This window comes from Crocosphaera sp. UHCC 0190 (assembly GCF_034932065.1).
Classification (GTDB): domain Bacteria; phylum Cyanobacteriota; class Cyanobacteriia; order Cyanobacteriales; family Microcystaceae; genus UHCC-0190.
On record NZ_JAYGHP010000007.1, the window covers coordinates 197,001 to 218,506 of the forward strand.

Annotated in this window: 20 protein-coding genes; 8 read left to right on the forward strand and 12 right to left on the reverse strand. The window is 39.0% G+C overall.

The genetic code is table 11. The annotated features are described in order from the left end of the window. Window positions 1-341 precede the first annotated feature (341 nt). From VB715_RS12410 to VB715_RS12425, 4 genes are all read left to right on the forward strand, one after another. Window positions 342-3,092, forward strand: a complete 2,751-nt coding sequence (locus VB715_RS12410; RefSeq protein ID WP_323301525.1) for a response regulator — start codon at window positions 342-344, stop codon at window positions 3,090-3,092. Between the two features lie 27 nt (window positions 3,093-3,119). After that, entirely contained in the window at window positions 3,120-4,079 is a 960-nt protein-coding gene (locus tag VB715_RS12415; protein ID WP_323301526.1) for a response regulator, read from the forward strand. 57 nt (window positions 4,080-4,136) lie between these two features. Then, window positions 4,137-5,390: an MFS transporter gene (locus VB715_RS12420; RefSeq protein ID WP_323301527.1), complete on the forward strand. Its 1,254-nt coding sequence runs from the start codon at window positions 4,137-4,139 to the stop codon at window positions 5,388-5,390. Window positions 5,391-5,613: 223 nt separating this feature from the next. After that, window positions 5,614-6,942, forward strand: coding sequence for a transposase (locus VB715_RS12425; RefSeq protein WP_323301528.1), 1,329 nt, complete (start codon window positions 5,614-5,616; stop codon window positions 6,940-6,942). 33 nt (window positions 6,943-6,975) lie between these two features. Here the strand turns inward: VB715_RS12425 and VB715_RS12430 are convergent, their stop codons facing one another. Both VB715_RS12430 and VB715_RS12435 read right to left on the reverse strand, forming a co-directional pair. Beyond that, window positions 6,976-8,055 (reverse strand): ETX/MTX2 family pore-forming toxin, encoded by a 1,080-nt coding sequence (locus VB715_RS12430; protein ID WP_323301529.1) that lies wholly within the window; start codon window positions 8,053-8,055, stop codon window positions 6,976-6,978. Between the two features lie 224 nt (window positions 8,056-8,279). Next, window positions 8,280-9,248 carry a metal ABC transporter solute-binding protein, Zn/Mn family gene (locus tag VB715_RS12435; RefSeq protein WP_416336933.1) on the reverse strand — a complete coding sequence of 323 codons (969 nt, stop codon included), beginning with the start codon at window positions 9,246-9,248 and terminating at the stop codon, window positions 8,280-8,282. Between the two features lie 105 nt (window positions 9,249-9,353). On the opposite strand from VB715_RS12435, the gene VB715_RS12440 reads away from it, so the two are divergent. Further along, complete coding sequence (locus VB715_RS12440; RefSeq protein ID WP_323301531.1) at window positions 9,354-10,094, forward strand: metal ABC transporter ATP-binding protein; 741 nt, start codon at window positions 9,354-9,356, stop codon at window positions 10,092-10,094. A 29-nt stretch (window positions 10,095-10,123) separates the two neighbouring features. Here the strand turns inward: VB715_RS12440 and VB715_RS12445 are convergent, their stop codons facing one another. From VB715_RS12445 to VB715_RS12460, 4 genes are all read right to left on the reverse strand, one after another. Beyond that, window positions 10,124-10,543 (reverse strand): hypothetical protein, encoded by a 420-nt coding sequence (locus VB715_RS12445; RefSeq protein ID WP_323301532.1) that lies wholly within the window; start codon window positions 10,541-10,543, stop codon window positions 10,124-10,126. Between the two features lie 168 nt (window positions 10,544-10,711). Beyond that, window positions 10,712-11,518 (reverse strand): EAL domain-containing protein, encoded by an 807-nt coding sequence (locus VB715_RS12450; RefSeq protein WP_323301533.1) that lies wholly within the window; start codon window positions 11,516-11,518, stop codon window positions 10,712-10,714. A gap of 93 nt (window positions 11,519-11,611) precedes the next feature. Next, window positions 11,612-13,735 carry an EAL domain-containing protein gene (locus tag VB715_RS12455; protein WP_323301534.1) on the reverse strand — a complete coding sequence of 708 codons (2,124 nt, stop codon included), beginning with the start codon at window positions 13,733-13,735 and terminating at the stop codon, window positions 11,612-11,614. Between the two features lie 538 nt (window positions 13,736-14,273). After that, on the reverse strand, window positions 14,274-14,519 hold the full coding sequence (locus VB715_RS12460) for a CDGSH iron-sulfur domain-containing protein (protein ID WP_323301535.1): 246 nt from the start codon (window positions 14,517-14,519) through the stop codon (window positions 14,274-14,276). 172 nt (window positions 14,520-14,691) lie between these two features. Here VB715_RS12460 and rdgB point away from each other — a divergent pair, with 172 nt between their 5' ends. Then, entirely contained in the window at window positions 14,692-15,264 is a 573-nt protein-coding gene (rdgB, locus tag VB715_RS12465) for an RdgB/HAM1 family non-canonical purine NTP pyrophosphatase (RefSeq protein WP_323301536.1), read from the forward strand. Between the two features lie 97 nt (window positions 15,265-15,361). Beyond that, on the forward strand, window positions 15,362-16,114 hold the full coding sequence (gene aqpZ / locus VB715_RS12470) for an aquaporin Z (RefSeq protein WP_323301537.1): 753 nt from the start codon (window positions 15,362-15,364) through the stop codon (window positions 16,112-16,114). Between the two features lie 45 nt (window positions 16,115-16,159). On the opposite strand, the gene VB715_RS12475 is transcribed toward aqpZ, so the two are convergent. The 3 genes from VB715_RS12475 to def form a co-directional block, all read right to left on the reverse strand. Beyond that, window positions 16,160-16,498 (reverse strand): P-II family nitrogen regulator, encoded by a 339-nt coding sequence (locus tag VB715_RS12475; RefSeq protein ID WP_323301538.1) that lies wholly within the window; start codon window positions 16,496-16,498, stop codon window positions 16,160-16,162. A 99-nt stretch (window positions 16,499-16,597) separates the two neighbouring features. Continuing rightward, a complete protein-coding gene (locus VB715_RS12480) occupies window positions 16,598-17,002 on the reverse strand; it encodes a thioesterase family protein (protein ID WP_323301539.1) in 405 nt (134 codons plus the stop codon). Then, window positions 16,999-17,505 carry a peptide deformylase gene (gene def / locus VB715_RS12485; protein WP_323301540.1) on the reverse strand — a complete coding sequence of 169 codons (507 nt, stop codon included), beginning with the start codon at window positions 17,503-17,505 and terminating at the stop codon, window positions 16,999-17,001. The genes VB715_RS12480 and def overlap by 4 nt, the downstream gene beginning before the upstream one ends. 309 nt (window positions 17,506-17,814) lie before the next feature. Here def and dnaA point away from each other — a divergent pair, with 309 nt between their 5' ends. Further along, entirely contained in the window at window positions 17,815-19,185 is a 1,371-nt protein-coding gene (dnaA, locus tag VB715_RS12490; protein ID WP_323301541.1) for a chromosomal replication initiator protein DnaA, read from the forward strand. Between the two features lie 103 nt (window positions 19,186-19,288). Here the strand turns inward: dnaA and VB715_RS12495 are convergent, their stop codons facing one another. The 3 genes from VB715_RS12495 to sfsA form a co-directional block, all read right to left on the reverse strand. Next, window positions 19,289-19,786, reverse strand: coding sequence for a GNAT family N-acetyltransferase (locus VB715_RS12495; RefSeq protein ID WP_323301542.1), 498 nt, complete (start codon window positions 19,784-19,786; stop codon window positions 19,289-19,291). 94 nt (window positions 19,787-19,880) lie between these two features. Next, complete coding sequence (locus VB715_RS12500) at window positions 19,881-20,219, reverse strand: hypothetical protein (RefSeq protein ID WP_323301543.1); 339 nt, start codon at window positions 20,217-20,219, stop codon at window positions 19,881-19,883. A 404-nt stretch (window positions 20,220-20,623) separates the two neighbouring features. Next, window positions 20,624-21,358: a DNA/RNA nuclease SfsA gene (gene sfsA / locus VB715_RS12505; RefSeq protein ID WP_323301550.1), complete on the reverse strand. Its 735-nt coding sequence runs from the start codon at window positions 21,356-21,358 to the stop codon at window positions 20,624-20,626. Between the last annotated feature and the right edge of the window lie 148 nt (window positions 21,359-21,506).

Sequence of the window (21,506 nt, forward strand, 5' to 3'; positions counted from 1 at the left end):
TAACTGTTTGTATCTAGGAATGGTTAATTTGGCGTGATTAATATCACCTCTAACATCTGATCTCCTCATTGGTTACGAGTGATTAAAATTATGGCGGTTTGAATCGTGATCGCAGATGCTAGGGGAAGGGTCTTTGCTCGAATCTCTTGACAAAATCTTTATGTCAAAAATTGGATAACCGTCAATCTAAAGGGGAAAAAACTTGATAAAGTATAATTAATATAAATTTTTGCAAAGAATTATCAACAACTTTCCTCAAAGTGTCATTCTCCTGATGTATCAGACCCTTAACTAACCCATTGCCATCTCCCAAGAATCCTCAATCTCTATAGATAAAGCCTATGATGCTGAGTAATCTCAAAATCAATAAAATTACCCTGAGATATTTAGGGTTGACCAGTATAGGTTTACTGTTAGCTCAGTTACTCTTTGGTGTGATCCAAGTGCGTTGGCGATATTATCAGAGATTAGAAACGATGAAAGCAAGAGTAGAAGACTTAGGAAAAGAATTACGTATTATTTCTCAAGAATCTGAGCTTAAATTAAATGATTCGCTCCTTGAGCGGCTCATGAGGCAATCAAGTGTCGGCTCAGATTTAGTTTATAGCATAATTGTCAATGCTCAAGGGCAAACCATTACTAGCTTTTTTAACCAAGAAAATCCCACCGTTGTTCAAACCTTAGCTAATCAAACCAATTTAGGAAAGCCTTCTCAAACGACCCTGAAATTAGGGAAATTAATCGAAAAAATTGAGCAGAATCCTCAGATTCAAGAAATTCGCCAACCGCTCATTGTTGGGGGAACTTCTGTGGGAGAAATTCGGATTGCTTACACCTTAGAAGATACTCAACAAGATAATCTCCAATCAGCCAGTAAAATTTTAATTGCTTCTTTGATTGTCAGTGGAGTTTTAATTTTTATCATGATCGCTATGTTTAGACGGGAAGTCCAGATTCCCCTCGGTAACTTAGTAAGAAAAACCCAATTATTGCTACCCGAAGAAGAGCGCGCTTCCTTAAATCAAGGGGATGAATTACATCAACTAGAAGTCTTAATTAGTAGTTTAGGAGGAAATCTTGAAACCCTTCAAGCCCTACAAACTAAAATTGCTGAACAAAAAGCCACGGAAAAAGCCATTGAAGAAATTAATCAAGCAAAAAATGAGTTTTTAGCCATGATTGGCCATGAAATTCGTACACCCTTAAATGCTGTCACAGGGATGACAGGATTATTACTGGATACTCAATTAAACGATCAACAACAAGAATTTGTCAGTATTATCCGCAACAGTGGGGAAAACTTACTGACTATGATTAATAATATTTTAGATTTTTCTAAAATCGAGGCTCAAAAACTGGAATTAGAAGAACAACCTTTTGAACTAGGCCCTTGCATTGAAGACGTTTTACGTTTATTTATTTCTCAGGCCTCAGAAAAAAACTTAGAATTAGCCTATCTAATCGAACCCAAAACCCCCAGGGCTATTACAGGAGACAGCACCAGATTACGGCAAATTTTAGCCAACCTTGTGGGTAATGCCATCAAATTTACCGAAACAGGGGAAGTGGTGATCTATGTTAATGCAACACCTTTAACCCAAGAAGAAAGTGAGTCTCCTACCTCCTACGAAGTACGATTTGCCGTCAAAGATACAGGCATTGGCATTCCCCCTGAGCGTTGTCATCGCCTTTTCCAACCCTTTAGTCAAGTAGATGCCTCCACAACCCGTAAATATGGCGGTACAGGTTTAGGATTAGTGATCAGTAAACGCTTAAGTGAACTGATGGGGGGGAAAATGTGGGTTCACAGCACAGAAGGCAAAGGCTCGACATTTTACTTCACCCTGCAAGCCGAACCAGCACCCAGTTCCTCCCCTGTGACTTCCCATGAAGGGGAACGGGAATTAATGGGCAAACGAATGCTAATTATCGATGATAATCTGACCAATCAGAAAATTCTCACCCTACAAGCACAGTCCTGGGGAATGTTTACCTGTGCGGTTGATTCTGGGGAAAAAGCTCTGGAATGGTTAAAACGTGGTATTACCTTTGACGTGGCAATTTTGGACATGAATATGCCTCAGATGGATGGACTAGAATTAGCCCGTCAAATTCGCCAACAACCCAACTGCCGAGCATTGCCCCTGGTCATGCTCAGTTCAATTACTCGTCAGGAAATGGCTTCCCAGAGTGATAGTGAGGAATTTGCCGCTGTTCTGATTAAACCCATCAAACAATCCCAACTTTATTATAGTTTGATGCAGATTTTTGCTAGAAAACCCATTAAAATGACTAAATCGGTCAAAGAAGAGTCAAAAGAAAAATTACTGGCAGAAAGCTTACCGTTGCGAATTCTGGTGGCGGAAGATGTCGTAGTCAATCAAGGAGTCATCCGCTTATTGTTAGAAAAACTCGGTTATTGGGCAGATATGGTCAGTGATGGGGCAGAAGTGTTAGAAGCCTTAGATCGTCGGTATTATGATGTGATTTTAATGGATGTCCGAATGCCAGAAATGGATGGATTGACGGCCACACAGAAGATTCGGGAAATGATAGCTCCGGAAAAACAGCCCCGTATTATCGCCATGACGGCTGAATCGATGCGCGGCGATCGGGAAAAATGTTTAGCCGCGGGAATGGATGATTATATTGCCAAACCTATCCGCATCGAAGAATTACAAAGGGCTTTAGGTCAATGTCAACCCGTCTTAGACAAACCAGCCCTTGATCCTCAAGTTCTTGATCGATTAGGGAAAATGGCAGGAAAACGAGCCAAGGATGTCATTAATGATTTGATCATGAGCTATCTTGAGGATGGGCCCCTACGCCTCTCAGCAATTACAACGGCGATCGCTCAAGAAGATGTGCAAGCAGTCCGTCAGGCTGCCCATGGGTTTCGCTCGGCTAGTGCCAATGTAGGGGCAATGAATCTGTCTTGTATGTGCCAAGAAATAGAAACAATTGCACGTCAAGGAACCCTCTTAGGCGCGACGGAAAAAATACCGATGCTCAAAATAGAGTATGATCGAGTTTGCCATGCTCTACAAAAAGAACTAAGCAACCATCCTCAATTATCAGAAAATTGGGTTTGAAACCCCGCCGTTTTAAGGCGAGGGAGGATGTCAACAGTTATCACCCATCATTTAGTTGTGAATAGTCTCTCTCTTCCTCCAGAAGTCCCCTTAATTCTCGTTGTTGATGATGATCGCGCCATGCGGAGTTTATTGAGGGTAGCCATGGAAGAAGAGGGCTATCGAGTCATTGAAGCTAAAAATGGTCAACAATGTTTAGATGAATACGACCGCCGACAAGTGGATATGGTGTTATTAGATGCAATTATGCCAGAAATGGATGGGTTCACTTGTTGTCAGCGTCTTCGCTCCCTTGATAACAATGTTGACTTGCCGATCCTGATGATTACGGCCCTCGATGATCAAGAATCCATTGATCAAGCCTTTGCCGTGGGAGCAACGGACTACATAACAAAACCGATCTCTTGGTCAGTCTTATCTCAACGGGTATCTCGTCTCTTACAAACCAGTCAAGCTCTTAAGCAGTTAAATTCTCTCAAATCTCGCTTAGAAAAACGACAAAAATGGCAAGTTCTTGAGAATTACCTGGTTTCTCAAGGGGAACAACCTATTTCAATGAAAACCTTATTGAAAGATGTCATCAATCAACTTCAAAGCTTGGTTAATGCGGAACGGGTGGGAATGTATCAAAATGATGGAATACTTTTAGCAGAGACAATGCGTCCCGGTTATCCTTCCGTTAAAACTTTATCATGGGAAAAAATGACTCTGTGGGAAACTCATCAGAATACCTATCAACAGGGAAAAATTGTCAACCTTGATTTTTCTGGAGACACTGAATTATCCCCTGAAGCGATCGCCCCTTTTAAGCAATTAATGATTCAAACCGTGACTATGATGCCTATTTTGGTGAAAGAAAACCTTTGGCTCCTTGTCTGGATACATCATTGTCAGTCTTCTTATCTCTGGGAACCTTGGGAAATAGACTGTCTCGCTTATTTAGGGAAATTATTAGCGATCGCTTATCGTCTCCGCACAGCAACTTAAGGGCAATTCTGCTTACAATTTTCTATATTAAGAATAGTAAAGAGCAAAATATGGCCTGTGAGCATTTTGACAACGTTTCAACGTCTCAATCCTAAACAACAGCGTAGTCTATTGTTGTTACTAGGGACAGGTTGTTTCTTTTGGATCAGCCTCACGACTCTGCTACCAACTTTACCCACCTATCTTGCTGATCTCGGTGGCACAAAGGCGCAGATCGGCTTAGTGATGGGAAGTTTTGCCATTGGGTTATTATGCTCTCGGACTTGGTTAGGACATTTAGCAGATACCCACAGTCGCAAAATTGTCCTCTACATTGGGATCTTTGTTGCTGGTATTGCTCCCTTTGGTTATTGGCTGATTCCGTCGGTTTTTCCCTTAATTGCGGTTCGTGCTGTTCATGGGATTAGCATTGCTGCTTTTACGACGGGTTATAGTGCGTTGGTGGTAGATTTATCTCCAGCCAAATATCGGGGGGAACTCATTGGTTATATGAGTTTAGTGGCACCGATTGGTATGGGTATTGGCCCTGCTTTAGGCGGATTTTTACAGGAATCTTACGGCTATGGCCCCTTATTCCTTACTTCTGCGAGTTTTGGGTTTTTCGGCTTATTATTAGTGGGTTGGATTCCAGAAACCCCTCGTTATCACGAAGCTCACCAAGAGGTATCCCTATCAGTGCGATCGCAGCGCAGTTTCAGGGAACTTTTAGCCAGTCGTTCGCTGATGATTCCTGCGTTGATTTTATTACTTATTGGCCTCTTATTTGGTATTTTGGTCACTTTTTTACCTCTGTTTTTACGAGAGACGAATTTAGGGTTAAGTGCTGGTTTATTCTACACTGTGGCAGCGATCGCCAGTTTTTCGGCTCGCATTTTATCTGGACAAGCGTCTGATCGCTATGGTAGGGGTTTATTTATTACAGGCAGTTTATTTTGTTATTTTTTGTCCATGCTTTTCTTAACTCAAGCGAAGGGGCCAGAAGGTTTACTGTTAGCGGCCATTTTTGAAGGAATGGGAGGGGGAATTTTAATTCCGATGATTATTGCTTTAATCTCAGATCGGTCTTTCTCTCAAGAAAGGGGTCGGGTTTACTCGGTTTGTCTGAGCGGGTTTGATGTGGGAATTGCGATCGCCGGCCCTGTAATTGGGTCTTTAGGCAGTTTTCTCAGTTATCCCACTATCTTTACTTTAAGTAGTAGTTTAGCCGTGATCGCTATTATTTTATTTATGAGTCAATCTAATAAAAGTTGGAAAACTTCTTTGAGTTTTGCCCTGGGAAAAGAAAGAGATTTGTATGCAGTGGATGGATAATGCTAATAGTCCCCCACCTTGAGCCTCAAGATGGGGGATTTTTTAACTTAAATGTCGGCTAAGTCCCGCCCTATAAACGAGGCGGACGCATCGAACCCAAGGTGAGTACCGCCAATGTTTTAGGGTCGGGATACAGCCTGACCAATATATTGACGTGCGGCAGCACAACCTTGTCCGATAAATCAATGTTAGCATATTACTTATTCTGTGCTAACATTGATTGATGTTGACTTTGAACTACTCGTACCGAATTTATCCTGATAGCGAACAAGAGGCATTGTTAGATGAATGGCTAGAAACTTGTCGCCGTTCTTATAACTATGCTTTGCGAGAACTAAAAGATTGGATTGCTTCTAGGAAGTGTCCAATAGATCGGTGTAGTTTAGAGTCGGAATACATCATGGCTGCTGATTACCCATTTCCGAGTTATCATCAGCAACAAAACCAATTGCCGAAAGCCAAGAAAGTATTTCCCTCCTTGGGGAAAGTTCCCAGTCAAGTCTTACAAACTAATGTAAAAAGACTTCATGATGCTTGGGATTTTTTCCGTAATAGAGGGTTTGGTTTTCCGAGGTTCAAGAAATACGGACAAATGAAGTCTTTATTATTTCCTCAATTTAGAAGCAATCCTTTGACTGGGTGGCAAATAAATTTACCAAAATTGGGAAAAGTTCAGATAAATCTTCATCGTCCTATTCCTGATGGATTTGTTATCAAACAGGTACGAGTTCTCAAAAAAGCGAAGGGATGGTTTGCTATTATTAGCATTCAATCCGATATGTCTTTACCTGAAATTGAGACTCCTTTTGGACATCCGTTAGGTTTGGATGTCGGCATAACTAAAATTGTTGCTACTTCTGATGGCTTTATTGAGAAAGGGCGTAAATTCTTTAGAACCGAGCAACGTAAGCTTAAATTGCTACAACATCGATTGTCTAAGAAAAATAAGCATTCTAACAATTACGATAAAGCCAGAAAAAAAGTAGAAAAACAACATAATCATATTGCCTTCAAACGCAAAGATTACCATTACAAATTGGCCCATCAAATCTGTGATATGGGAGACAGTATTTTCATGGAAGATATTGATTTCCGTATTATGGCTAAAGGCTTTTTGAGCAAACATACTCTTGATGCAGGTTTTGGGCAATTCAGAGATCTTTTGAAATATGTCTGCAAAATAAGAGGCAAGTATTTTGGACTGGTTGACCATCGGGGTACTAGCCAAACTTGTCCTAATTGCAGGTCATCGTCACGGAAAACCCTTGCTGATAGAATTCATGATTGTCCTGAATGCCAGTATCAATGCGATAGAGATGTGGCCTCTGCCCAAGAAATTTGTAATCGAGGCATAGAAACTACTACCCTGGGACTCAGGGGAAAGGAAACCGTCTGTCAAGTCGAGGTGTCGGGGGTGATAAGCCTAGATAACTGGCGTAGAGGAGCCACTGCGGTCTTGGGGTTTCCCCAAGTAGAGCAAGTGGCGTGTTCTATACCTCTGTGGGCAGAAATATCTCAATGTGAATTGGGAAGCCCACCCTGTACCGCCTAAGCGGTCAGGGTTGGGAGAATGTCACGAAGATGCTTAAGCGGCGATCTGACTAAACTCTAAGGAAGCATCAAGAGGAGCAACTCGCTTTTGAGATGAGTCTGTTTTGGGGATGGAATAATCGATTTGAACGTCATGGGAATGAATCCCTTCATAGGTTCCGTGAATCACACCACTCATGGTCATTCCATTGGCCCAGGTTGCTGATGCTTGTGCTGTGTAGGTTAAATCAAACTTGGTTTGTGTCACTAATACTTGAGCCTCAATTTCACTATGAGGTGGTACAGTCGCCGTTGCTGTATATTCAAAAGAATCTGAAGTTTCTAAGGTTCCCCCCCAAGTGTAATTATAGGAAGCTTCAAGAGATACATCAACCTTTCCTTCCGCAATAAAGGGAATCCCTGTTTTAATGCTAGTTGATACCCCAACTTTTGCCCCAACATTATGAGACCAATTATTACTAGCATTCACTGAACGAGTATGAGTAATTGAGCTAGTCTGTGGGATATCAGATTTATTATCAATCCGAATAAAATCTAAGGATTCGACCTTTAAATTGGTTTCACTGGTGGGGACTAAATTATAGTCAATATGCTCAATATTTAATTGAGTTATATCATTTTTTACAATCAATCCTAGTTGATCAATATCCTTCCCTTTACGACCAAATAAACCCACTAAAACAGTATTTCTGATTCCATATTGTCCCAAGGATAAAGTCGTTGCACGACCATTAAGATCTCCTGCTTGTAAGGTGGAACCGTCATTTAAGCGTAATATAATTCCCCCTAGTCTTCCTCCTCGGAAATCACTATGATAAAGGGTACAAAAATCAATCGGTTTACCGCCAAGACGGAAGCGTGTTTCTTTACCCGCAGGGGTTCCCAAAGTTAGGGGATCATCAACCCGACTATGATCGCCGCCGTCATACCAAATTTTTAGACCACGGATAATTTTTTTCTCAGCATAAACAGAGATCCATTGAATACTATGTTGTTGTGTTTCATTTGCTTGAGTAACGAAAGCACTCCCACCATTTCCCCCGACTGTTTTGGTTCGCTCAATCATATCGTTAACATTGAGGTTAGAGAGTAAATTATTGTTGGTAACTAGCATGATTTTCTCCTAAAGTATTGTATTTAGCAAGTTGTTGTTTTATGTTTCCTTGCTATTATTCCCTTCAGCGTCTTCCTCATGAGTTACGGAAAAAATGATCGAAAAAATCAAAGAATTTTTCTGACTTTTAATATGAGAATTCCCTGAGAATTCCCTGAGATTTATTTATTTATTTTTTCATTTATCTTTAATTAAAGTATTTAAAGTTATGCTATTTTAAATACTTAATTGGTTTTAAACTCTCCGGCTTTTCCTCCTAATGCTTGGACAATACTATTAGTATTAGCCACTAACATTTTAATGTAACTATCTCCCTCACTTCCTGGCGCACCAATGGAGTCAGAATATAAGGGTTTAGGGGCTAATTTTACCCCTGCTTCTTCAGCAACGGTTTTAATCAAGGTAGGATTAATTGTCGTTTCTGCAAAAATAGCAGGAACTTTAGTTTTTTTAATCACTTCTGCTAAATTTTTAACGGTTTGTGCGCTTGGTTGTTCTTCTGTACTAATGCCAATTAATGTCCCTGTCATGGTTAATCCATAAGCTTTTGTATAATATTGAAAGGCATCATGGGTCGTTACTAAGTTTCTTTGATTGTCAGGAATTGTCGTAATTTGTTGTTTTATCCAACTGTCTAAGCGTTCTAAATTGGCGTTTAATATGGCAGCATTTTGTTTAAAAGTAGATTCATCTTCAGGAGAAATTTTAATGAGTTCATCCCGAATTTTATTAACCATAATAATCCCATTTTTTGCATCTCCCCAAACATGAGGATCGGGGGCTTTTTGTCCTTTATAATTAAAATCTAAAGGCTTAACTGCTTCTCCTACAGCAATTTTTTGGGCTTTTATTCCCGCAGCATTCATCAGTTTAATTAACCCTGGCTCTAAATTGTAACCGTTATAAAAAATTACATCAGCTTCTTCAAATGCTACACTATCACTAGGAACAGGTTCATAAACATGAGGATCGGCCCCTGGTTGTAAAATGCCTTGACTATCAACCTCTTGTTTGCCAATTTGTTCTACTAAATCAGCAATAATGGTACTGGTAGAAACAACCTTGGGTTTAGCCGTTTCTGCTATTTCCTGGAATTTTTGTCCCTGACAACCCGTTATTGCCAGTCCTAAAAGGATAACCCAAACCAGTGAAGCAACAGGTAATTTAAAAGGCTTTTGCGGTAATAGTTTCATCATCATCCTAGGACTATTCATAATTATCTCATCATCATTTTCATAATTATCTCATTTTTGGGGTATGCTATGGGTAGGAAGATTTAATTATCTGGGGTCACACAGATGCAGGATCAGGAAATTGCCATCAGTCATTTAGGGGTTTATTACCGTAATTTAGAGGCGTTACGGGACATCAACGTTAAGATCCAACCAGGAAGATTAACAGGTATTATTGGCCCCAACGGTGCGGGGAAAAGTACCTTAATGAAAGGGATGTTAGGGTTAATTCCGGTGACTCAGGGAACAGTGACATATCAGGAGCGGCCCTTTGCGTCACAATTAGAAAAAGTGGCTTATGTTCCTCAGCGATCGCAAATTGACTGGACTTATCCAGCGACGGTTTGGGATGTGGTAATGATGGGAAGGGTGCGTCAAACAGGTTGGTTTCGACGGTTTTCGGCCTATAGTCGTCGTATGGGTTTAGAAGCGTTGGAAAGGGTAGATATGGACGCTTATATTAAACGTCCCATTGGAGAACTTTCGGGAGGACAACAACAGAGGGTATTTTTAGCGAGATCCTTGGCCCAAGATGCAGAAATTTTCCTTTTTGATGAACCGTTTGTTGGGGTAGATCAAAAGACAGAAAATATTTTATTTAGTATTTTTCGGGAATTAGTTGCTAACGGCAAAATTGTCTTAGTCGTCAATCATGATTTAGGAGAATCAATTACTCATTTTGATGATTTAATTTTATTGAATAAAGAAGTGATTGCAGCAGGAAAACGACAATTTGTCTTAAAAGAAAACTATTTGACTCAAGCCTATAGTGGTAAAGTAGCATTTTTTAAACCTAAAGCTGCTTAGGCAAAAGTAGGTAAGTAAGGGCGCATCAACTATTCATAAACCCGATTGATCAGATTAGGATGACTACGACGACTCATCCGGTAAGTAAACTCACTCACAGAACAGTTTGGTGTGTCTGGATCGGGAGTAGAAGTTGTCCGTTTCCAGTCCTCCCGTCTGGCGAGTCTTGTGGTGATTTTTCCTTCTTCAGAACGAGATAAACGCATCCAGATTTTGCCATGGCCTTCGCAAAAAAATTCTTCTAACCAAACATCCCGATCAACCCAAATAGGATTTTGTGTGGCTAAAAAACTGGCTTTTTTAGGGGTCAGCCCAAATCCATGTTGAATTTCTGATTTTCCTTGGTAAAAGATAAAATATTTATGTCCACCTACTCGCCATAATCGACGATTACATTGAGGACAGTGAAACTTTGGCCCATTCTTTTTTCGGCTTCTTTTGTTAGGCATCTGAATTCTATTTTCCTTTTCAAGTGTTTACAAGTATTAAGTTTTTAGCAAACCTAGAAGACTAAAATAATGCTTAAAAAAGTCCACAGGTCAACCAGACCAAAACTAGGTCGTTAGAACTTCAGAAATAAGTAATTTTCCAAACTTTTTCTAAAGGACAAAGGTAGGCTAGAAACCGTAATATAAAGCTAAAAAGCTAGTAGCTTCTTCCTGAGTTAAGGGTTGACTTAATAAATATCCTTGTACCTCTCGACAATCTAAATTACGTAATATATCGAGTTGTTTCTGTGTTTCTACCCCTTCTGCTATGACTCTCATATCTAACATTTTTCCTAAAGATATAATAACCGAAATTAAGGAAATAGCTTGATAATCTTCCGTGAGGTTTTCAATGCAAGACTGAGCAATTTTCAAGGTACCAAAAGGAAATTTTGAAAGATAACTAAGAGAAGAATAGCCACTACCAAAATCATCTAAAGACAAATGAACACCAATTTGTTTCAAATCAAGTAAAGCTTGATGAGCCATTTCTGGATTAGATAAAATCGCTTCCTCTGTAATTTCAAATTCTAACCATTGAGGTTCTAATCTTGTTTCTTTCAAGACTTTTTTTACTATTTTTCCTAAACTGGGAGATTCTAACTGGTATGCAGAAAGATTAACCGATATAATCAAGGGAGGTAAGCCTAAATTTTGCCAGGCTTGATTTTGACAACAGGCAGTATTCAAAATCCATTGGCCAAGAGAACCGATTAAATAGGTTTGTTCAGCTAGAGGAATAAATTTATCAGGAGAAATTAGACCAAAATCCGGGTGATTCCAACGGACAAGAGCTTCAATTCCAGACAATTCTCCCGTCTCAATTTTAATTTGAGGCTGATAGTAAAGAACAAATTCTTCATGATCAATTGCTTTTTGTAATTCCGTTTTCGCTGTTAATAAATTTAAGGTTTCAGTGTCTGTAAAATAATTCATGCAATTTCTCTCAACAATGTTAATACAATGAAATAAAATCAGCATTAACTAAGAAAGGAAAGAAATAAGGAAGGGGGAACAGGGATTAGTTTATTAAGCAACTTTTTGATAAAAACTATCTAAAAATAAGGCTATTTTCTTTGAATCTAAAGGACGACTAAAGAAAAATCCTTGCATTGCTTCACAGTCTAAAATTTTTAACAAATTCAGTTGATCTTTAGTTTCTACACCTTCAGCTACGACCCTCAAATTTAAGCCACGACTCAAAGTCATGATTGCTGAAATAATAGCTTGATCCTCAAAATTTGCATTAATATCTTTAACAAAAGTTCTATCAATTTTCAGCGTCTGAAAAGGAAATTGTTTGAGATAGCCCAAGGAAGAATATCCGGTTCCAAAATCGTCCATTGAGATAGAAATTCCCTTATCTCGAAATATTTCTAGAGTCTGGCAAGCTAGATGAATATTGTCCATTAAGGTAGATTCAGTCACTTCTAATTCTAGCCATTTTGGTTCTAATCCAACTAACTGTAAACTCTGCTCAACAACTTCTATTAAATTAGATTGTTGAAACTGTTGAGCCGATAAGTTAACAGCTATTTTGAAGGGGGGAAATCCCATCGAGTGCCACTTTTGTGCTTGTTTACAAGCTGTTTTAAGTACCCACTCACCAATAGGAATAATTAAACCTGTTTTTTCAGCTAAAGCAATAAATTTATTCGGTGTAACTAAACCAAGCTCAGGATTTTGCCAACGAATTAGAGCTTCCATGGCCTCAATTGTGCCTGTTCTAATATTAATTTGCGGCTGATAATAAAGGCAAAATTCTTCCTTTTCTATGGCTTTATGAAGAGAATTTTCAAGCTGAAAGTTATTGGTTATTTGAGTTTCCATGTCAGGGTGATAAAATTGATAGTTATTCCGACCACAATTTTTGGTTTTGTATAAAGCTAAATCAGCCGATTTCAACAAAGTTTCTTGTTCCTGAGCATCTTGAGGATAGATCGTGATACCAATACTAGATTTAAGATAAATTTGATGCTTACCTACTGTGACAGGATCTTTAAAAATCTCTAAAAGTCTTTGGGCAAATTGTCCAGCTTCATCAGGATTTTTAATCTGGGAAAGTAGGATAGTAAATTCGTCTCCACCCCATCGACAAACTAGATCTCCCCGTCGAATTTGAGACTGTAACCGTTTAGCAAAACATTGCAACATTTGATCTCCAACGCCATGTCCTAGAGTATCATTGATGTTTTTAAACCCATCAAGATCCAATAACAATATTGCCATCAATGTTTCATTTCTTTGAGCATTACCTAAAGAAAGAGCGAGATGCTCATTAAAAAAAGTTCGGTTAGGTAAACCTGTCAGAGTATCATGAAAAGCTTGATATTTAAGAATTTTCTCAGCTTCTTTGCGCTGTGTTACATCGAATAGATAACTTCTAATCAAGTTTTCTTGAGGAAGATAGTGTACGTGTTGTTCAAAAATAGATTCACTAATTTTGATTTCACGAACTAATAAGTTACCCTGACGATCTTGGTGATTGTCTATTAATTCTTGGAGAATAGGATGATCAAGTTGAGCTTGTTTCAAATCAGGAAATTGTAGCTTAGCCGAGGAATTCGCATAAGTAATATTCCCCTCATAATTAATTTCTAGAATGGGATTAGGACTCAATTCGATTAAAGAAGCAAACTTGCTTAAATCAACATGGGAATGGGCAAAAGTTTCCTCACTTAAAATCATAGTCCGCTTGGCTTCGTCCTGTAATTTTTGATGTTTATAATCAGGAAATTTAGCTCCAGTTGATACCTTAGGTAAAAGATTCCTGACGAAATTTTCGTTCCTTTTGTGAAGAATATAGTAATTAGCTTGAATACCTGGTTCAAATTGAATAATATCCCCATGTTGAAGCTCATGTTTGAATCGTCGATTACCATTAATAAATAAGCCATTGCGACTTAACTCTCCTTGTGGAGTGCCATCGATAATTACAAAGGAAATCTCTCCGTTATTTTTGACCTGTTTAAAAATGGTGGCATGAAATCTTGAGATCGCTTCAGATTCAATAACAATAGAATTTTCAGGGGAACGTCCAATCGAATACTGAGATTGTTCCAGATAAAAAATTCGTTGATTATTGGTTAAGTTGAAAGCTAAAATATTTTGTTTATCTTGAATACATTCAACAGATTCCACTAAGTTTTCCATTAACATTTTCCTAAAGATGTAGCATAATTACTCATGCCAAATCTGTTTATATAGGCATCTTAATCTTTAAGATGAGTCAGAGAGCAGAAAACAAAAGGTAAGAAGGGTTTTGAGGATACAGGTGGCAATCTGAAAAGGGAATATATGAATCAGATTTGGTCTTAGTAGAGAATCAGGAAAAACTCCTGAGAAACAAGTTCTTCTCAATTATGAAGCCTGAGCATAAGGTTTTCATTGAGGAAAATCTCTGGTTTAGTGTGTTTAATATCACAGCCCTAATTTGATAGTAAGAAAATAAGAAGAAGAGATTAATTTATTCAAAAATAATAATATGTAATCTGTTAGTGGAATCACTAAAAAATAAATAATAGTCAAGAAAAAACCCTGATGATGTGGACAAAAGCATTATTTAAAGATCAATAACGACTTTTGAAGTTAACCATCAGAGGTGTTTAGGGATTTTTAGTGACAAGAGTGTCCCTACAGTGAGCAGGAAACCTCCTGAAAAATAGAAGTAAAAAGGCTTCTCTTAGTTCCCTTACTCATGGGATAATTTACTATGAGAGCCATCACACAAAGGAGAATTTTGGCTATGTTTACACAAACACAAAGCCACTTTTTTGGGTTCTTCTAGAGTAAATTTTACGGGTGTAAACTCAGTTCCTTTATGAGATCCATCACAATAAGGTTGTTTTTGAGATTGACCACAACTACACCAATAATAATCACCAGCATCTAATTCTAAAACCATAGGCTTAGTATCAGCAATCTTGGGTTGTGTCATGATAAGTGTCCTCCTGATACATTAAATAAATGATTGCTTATGTTGTCTTCAAACAAAGGAGCATTATGATTTTTATTATGAATTGTTTTTTAAAAAAAGACAATAGGATTTTTTGTTTACAGATTGTCAATTAAATAGATACAATCGAAATAAATTCAAGGAAAACAAAACTATGAAAAAATTAATTTTAGCGACCAGCAACCCTGGAAAATTGCAGGAAATACAAGATTATTTAACGGACTTACCTTGGAAATTACAACTAAAACCCAAAGAACTCGAAATTGAAGAAACAGGGGAAACTTTTCTAGAAAATGCTGCCTTAAAAGCATCTCAAGTGGCCACCGCACTAGGAGAATGGGCGATCGCCGATGATTCGGGATTAGCTGTCGATGCCCTCAATGGCGCACCAGGACTTTATTCTGCCCGTTATGGTAACAGCGATCAAGGGAGAATTGAACGATTATTAAACGAATTAGGTAATAATGAAAATCGACAGGCCAGGTTTATTTGTGCCATTGCGATCGCCAGTCCTGATGGCATAATTGCCTTACAAACCGAAGGAATTTGTGCCGGAGAAATTCTCAAAACCCCCCAAGGAATAGGAGGGTTTGGTTATGATCCGATTTTTTATGTTCCCCAATATCAACAAACTTTCGCCCAAATGACCCCCGAAATGAAACAAAAAGTTAGTCATCGGGGTCAGGCATTTGAGACTTTGTTACCACAGTTGCGTCAATTATTCTAATCCCAAACTAAAGTGTTCTTGACAAATTGATCGTTTAAACTTTATTTTGTGGGCATACAGTCTCTGTGACTAAAAATTGCGTTAAAACAAGATAAAAATGAAAAAATACATTGCTGAATTTTTCGGAACCTTCTGGTTAGTGCTAGGGGGTTGCGGTAGTGCTGTCCTAGCGGCTAACTTTGGAGGAGAAACGAACCCTCTCGGATTAGGATTTTTAGGGGTTGCCCTTGCCTTTGGATTAACCGTATTAACCATGGCCTATGCTGTTGGGCATATTTCTGGGGGTCATTTCAATCCTGCGGTTTCCTTTGGGTTATTGGCCGGAAAACGGTTTAATGGCTCTGATTTGCTCCCCTATATCATTGCACAAGTCTTAGGGGCAATTCTCGCCGGGGGCGTACTTTTGCTAATTGCCAGTGGTAATGGTGCGTTAGACTTAAGTGGTTCAAATCCTTTAGCTACCAATGGTTATGGTACTCATTCTCCAGGGGGTTACAGTTTATTATCTGCCCTGATTACTGAAATTGTCATGACCTTTATGTTCTTGGTCATTATCATGGGTGCAACTGATCGCTTAGCTTCAGGAGGGTTTGGCCCTGCGGCGATCGGCTTAGGTTTAACCTTAATTCACTTAATTAGTATTCCCGTCACTAATACCTCAGTCAACCCGGCCAGAAGTACAGGGGTTGCGTTATTTTGTGGCAATGGGGAAATTATCGCCCAATTGTGGTTATTTTGGTTAGCTCCTATTATCGGTGCTGTTTTAGGCGGATGGTTTTATCATACTTTCCTCGAAACTGCGGTAGAAACTCGGCCCTTAGAACCCATCGAACCAGCATTAAAAGACTAATTAACCATAATGGGGACTTAGGAAATCCTTTGTCCCCAAAATACCTTAAATCGCTTCGAGATCGCTTTCTCCGGTACGAATCCGGATAATTTGGTCCACAGGAGAGACAAAGATTTTCCCGTCTCCAATTTCCCCAGTACGCGCAGCAGTAATCAGTTTTTCGATCACCATCTCCACTTGATTATCTTGGACCACAATTTCGACTTTCAGCTTTTGCAGAAACTCAACTGTGTATTCTGAACCCCGATAACGTTCCGTCTGTCCTTTTTGTCGTCCAAACCCTCGGACTTCAGAAACTGTCATCCCGACAATTCCTGCATTGACTAAAGCGATTTTAACTTCGTCTAATTTAAAGGGTCGGATAATCGCCTCTACTTTTTTCAAGCTCGTTACTCCTGGTAAGATAAGTCTATTCGTTTCTATTTATAATGCTAACTAGGACTATTCTTGCAACTAAAATCCGAAAGTTTTTCTAAAAAAGATCTATTCTGCCGTTTGCAACCACTGAATTAGGGAAGATGGGAGAGGGGTGCGTTTGCGGATGAGGGGGTTGATCGAGACGTGCTTTGTCTTTGCTTTGGCCAAGCAAACTGTCGAGCTTGATAGGGTTAAGATTTCATAGGCGATCTCAAATTCTGTATCATTTAATTGGGTGGGAATCAAGGAAATTTGTAAGCGATCGCCACAAAATAAGGGTTGATAAAAGTCAATCTCAGCATGGACAATGGGAACAGCTATATCTGTATTCTGAAAAAAGGTTTTAAGGTCGATTCCTGCGGTTTCTAAGGCGTTTTCATAGGCTTCATGACAAATGGATAACAGAGAGGCAAAATAAACCACTCCTGCTGCATCAGTATCAGAAAACCGAATGATCCGATTATAAGTCATTCAATATTTACTAAATCTTCAGAATTGGCAACCCGATCAATGAATAGGATACCATCAAGATGATCGAGTTCATGCTGGAAAATTCTGGCCACAAAATCCGTTAATTCTTGACGATGTTGTTGGCCCTGTCGGTCTAAATATTCGACGGCTATCGCCTGATAACGAGGTACTAAACCCCTGACTCCCGGAACACTCAAACATCCTTCCCACCCTTTCACCATTTCCTCGGAATGGGAGACTAAACGAGGGTTAATCATAACAATGGGTTCCATCAAGGGTGCATCAGGATAACGGGGGTTAGGATGAGAACAGATAATAAATAGGCGATAGGAATGAGAAAGTTGAGGGGCCGCGATCCCTACCCCAGATGCCGCCTTTGCCGTGCTTAAGAGTGTGTCTATTACCTGTTGTAGCTGTTTATCTGTGATATCTGTAACGGGTTGGGCCTCTTGTCGTAAAATCGGATTTCCTAATGTAGCAATCTCTAAGGAAGGTTTAATCATAGACTTTCCTCAATCTCCATACTCACTTACTTATTATGGCTGTTTTTTCCTATTGTGGGACAAATCCCGCTACACTGATAGAGCTTCGTGACCGATTATCCCTTAAGCCTAACCTATCAGCGAATCTTCTCAAAACTTACCCATAGACCCCATCTGTAGGGATAATTCATGAATTACCCCTAGAAAGAACACATTTTATTAAGGTGTTGCATCAGTCCCACTTTTTTAAGTCTTAATATGTTGAATGAGAGATAAAACTTAATCCCACTAGATAATTTCTCTACTTAACTGTTAGTTTCTGACTAGATAATGACTATTTCTCCCCAATCTATTTGGAATCAAGTGCTTGATCGTCTTAAGTTACGATTAACTCCTCCTGCTTTTGAAACTTGGATCGCCTCAGCAACGGTACAAGATTGGCAGGATAACTGTTTAATTATTCAGGTAGAAAATGCTTTTGTCCTTAATCATTTACAAAAAACTTATCAAGGATTAATTGCTGAAGAAGTAGAGAAAGTTATGGGATATCCAGTAGAGATTAAATTAACGACTTCCCAAGAACAAAATATGGCAATTGTTGGGGAAAAAGAATCATCTCAATTACTCAATCGATCCCATCAACAAATTCCTACAGAATCCCCTAAATTGAGTAAATTAAATCCTCGTTATACGTTTTCTCGGTTTGTGGTTGGACCAACAAATCGCATGGCCCATGCAGCTTCTCTAGCGGTTGCAGAGTCACCAGGGAGAGAGTTTAATCCTTTGTTTTTGTGTGGAGGAGTCGGATTAGGGAAAACTCATTTAATGCAAGCTATTGCAGATTATCGTCTTGAATTATACCCGAATGCTAATGTTTTTTATGTCTCTACGGAACAATTTACTAATGATTTAATTGCCTCTATTCGTCAAGATAATATGGAAGGATTTAGAGAACATTATCGCACGGCCGATATTTTATTAGTAGATGATATTCAATTTATTGAAGGGAAAGAATTCACTCAAGAGGAATTTTTTCATACCTTTAATACTTTACATGAAGCGGGTAAACAGGTTGTCATTGCTTCTGATCGTCCTCCCAAAAGAATTCCGAGTTTACAAGATAGATTAGTGTCTCGATTTTCTATGGGTTTAATTGCGGATATTCAAGTACCAGACTTGGAAACTCGCATGGCAATTCTTCAGAAAAAAGCCGAGTATGAAAATATTCGTCTACCTCGTCCAGTTATTGAATATATTGCAACTAATTATACTTCAAATATTCGGGAATTAGAAGGGGCATTAATTCGCACAATGACCTATATTTCTATTTCTGGGCTATCAATGACAGTGGAAAATATTGCTCCTGTTTTAAATCCCCCTATGGAACAAATTACCGCATCTCCTGAAATAATTATCAAAATTGTGGCGGAAAATTTTCATTTATCTGTGGAAGATTTAAAAGGAAGTTCTCGTCGCCGAGAAATTAGTTTGGCGCGACAAATTGGGATGTATTTGATGCGTCAACATACGGATTTAAGTTTACCAAGAGTCGGGGTAGAATTTGGCGGCAAAGATCACACAACTGTGTTATATAGTTGTGATAAAATATCACAATTGCAACAAAAAGATTGGGATCTTTCTCAACAATTATCGGAGTTAAGCGATCGCATTAATTTGGCAAGTCGGAATAAAGAAGGGTGAGGAGTTCAGCAATTAACAATGAATAATTAACAATTATTCATTATTCGGTGATGGGGTGAGGAGTAACATCAAATCCGATTTAGTTACCCCACTTATTCCCGAATTACTTGTATATCCAATCTGCTCGGTTTAAGCCATAAACAAAACAGTTATCCTCACCGAATCGTCGAAATTCGATAAATTTGAAGCCAAGACGTTCATAGAAGCGGTGGGCGCGACTATTATTGGCTAGTGGATCAACTAGTATCGTAGTTACAGTAGGGTCAGCGAAACATCTGGTAATGGCAACCTGCATTATTTTTGTTCCATACCCTTTGCCCAAATCGGTCTTTTCTCCAATCCAAATATCAATGGCACGAAGATTATCGGCTGCATCACCCCAATAGTGGCTATCTTCACGAGCAGGATCGATAATTTGGATAAATCCGATAGGATGGCCCTCAATTTCAGCGATTAATTGTTCTCGCCACTCTGGGGCGCGGTTAAGTTCTACTTCCCACTCCCAGTCATCATTGGGGTCTGAGGAAATAACATGAGGTTGTTGATCCCAGTATCGCAATAAATCCAAATCAGCGGGGGTGCAAGGGCGCAGATTAATCATCAAAACTTCCCTCTGTGCGGGCCGTGAATCCTATATTAACCAAAAAAACCGCCCTGATATAGTAGGACAGTTTTTTGTATTTGTGAGGAAAATTTCAGAATTGAGCAAAGGGAAAGCGACTGGTAGGGCGTTCAACATCCCCCAATTGACGGTCAAGGGGTTCATAAGTATTATTAAGATTTTCCAGTTTAGCGTCGTAATAATCTAAATCGAGGCTGGTAGAATCTAGGGGTAAGGATTCTTGCGGTTCAGAATATTCGCCACCAACGGCCCAAGGCCAATCAGCAGCACTTCTGGATTCAATACCCGTTAGGTCACGACTGGAAGTGTTAGCTAAAGCGTTGAAATCATCGGAATTGGCAACTTGAGCAACAGCGTTAGGACTGATGAGAATAACGCTGAGGGTGATGAAGATTGAGGGGATAACTTTCATGGAAGGTAAGTATGGGGTTAGGGTGATTTTCTCCTCATTCACACTGCGCCTACCCTAAACTTAAATGGGTTTTTCGGACACAACCTCACTCATCTGGGTTATCCATTGGGGTGAAAAAATTACTAACAATTTGGCGGTTCTTGAGGATCAGAGGCTCTATCTTTCTTGATGGTTTCAATTTTGTTATTTTGATTGTTTCTATCTAATGACAAGGAAGGAATAGTTTATCTAACTTATACCAATTTCCTATAGTTGAATTACACATTTTCCTAGGGGTCAACGGCCGTTGACCCCTACAATATCCACATCCGTAGTCTAGGCACAGAATTAGGGTGTGTAGACAGCCTTTGTGCCTATAGAATAAGGCTTTAGCCTGTATTCATTTATTTATTTTACATGGCAAGTTAGGTAGAATCATTTAACATTAATTCTGCTAACCCTAAATAACGAATACCTTCTGGTGATATTTCAAAGCGACAAGGTAATATTTTTACCCCTTTATTAACCGCTTCTCGAAACAATTTACCATAGGTTTCATCCCATTCATCCCCAGGAGAAAAAGTTTCACAATCTCCCCGATTAATAAAATATAACATCATCGGTTTAGCATTGGGTAATAAGTCCATTAATTCTTGTAAATGTTTCTGTCCGCGAGTCGTAACTGTATCAGGAAAGAAAGCACTTTTATCTTTTGCTAAAGTCGTATTTTTGACTTCTAAATAAATCGGTAATTGTTCAGATTCACCAGTTAAAACAAAATCAATTCTGCTTTTTTTATTAGCTCCATAGGGAACTTCTGAACGAACGTTTGTATATTTCCCTGCCAAGGGTGGTAATTTTTGTTGTTCTAAAACTTGTTTAATAACTCGATTCGGTAAAGCGGTATTAATACCGATCCAAGTTCCCTCAAGTTCGATCATTTCCCAAGTATAAGCTAACTTTCTTTTAGGGTTATTACTCTCAGAAACATAAACAGGACTGTCTACCTTACAAACCCCGATCATGGGGCCAGTATTGGCACAATGAGCCGTAATTATTTCCCCAGATTCTAATTCAATATCTGCTAAAAATCGCTTATAGCGTCGGCGAAGAATACCAGGAATTAACGGGGGATAAGTATAAATAAAATCAGTCATTATATTTATGTCTAAAAGATTTACGTGAAGTACCCCACCCTACTGCGTTGAGGGTGGGGCTTCCTACCCTCAAGAACTACTGCTCTTGATACATGGTATTTCAACCATCTGGTTAGGCGTAGATTCGGAAACTTCCTGCCCTATATATCTA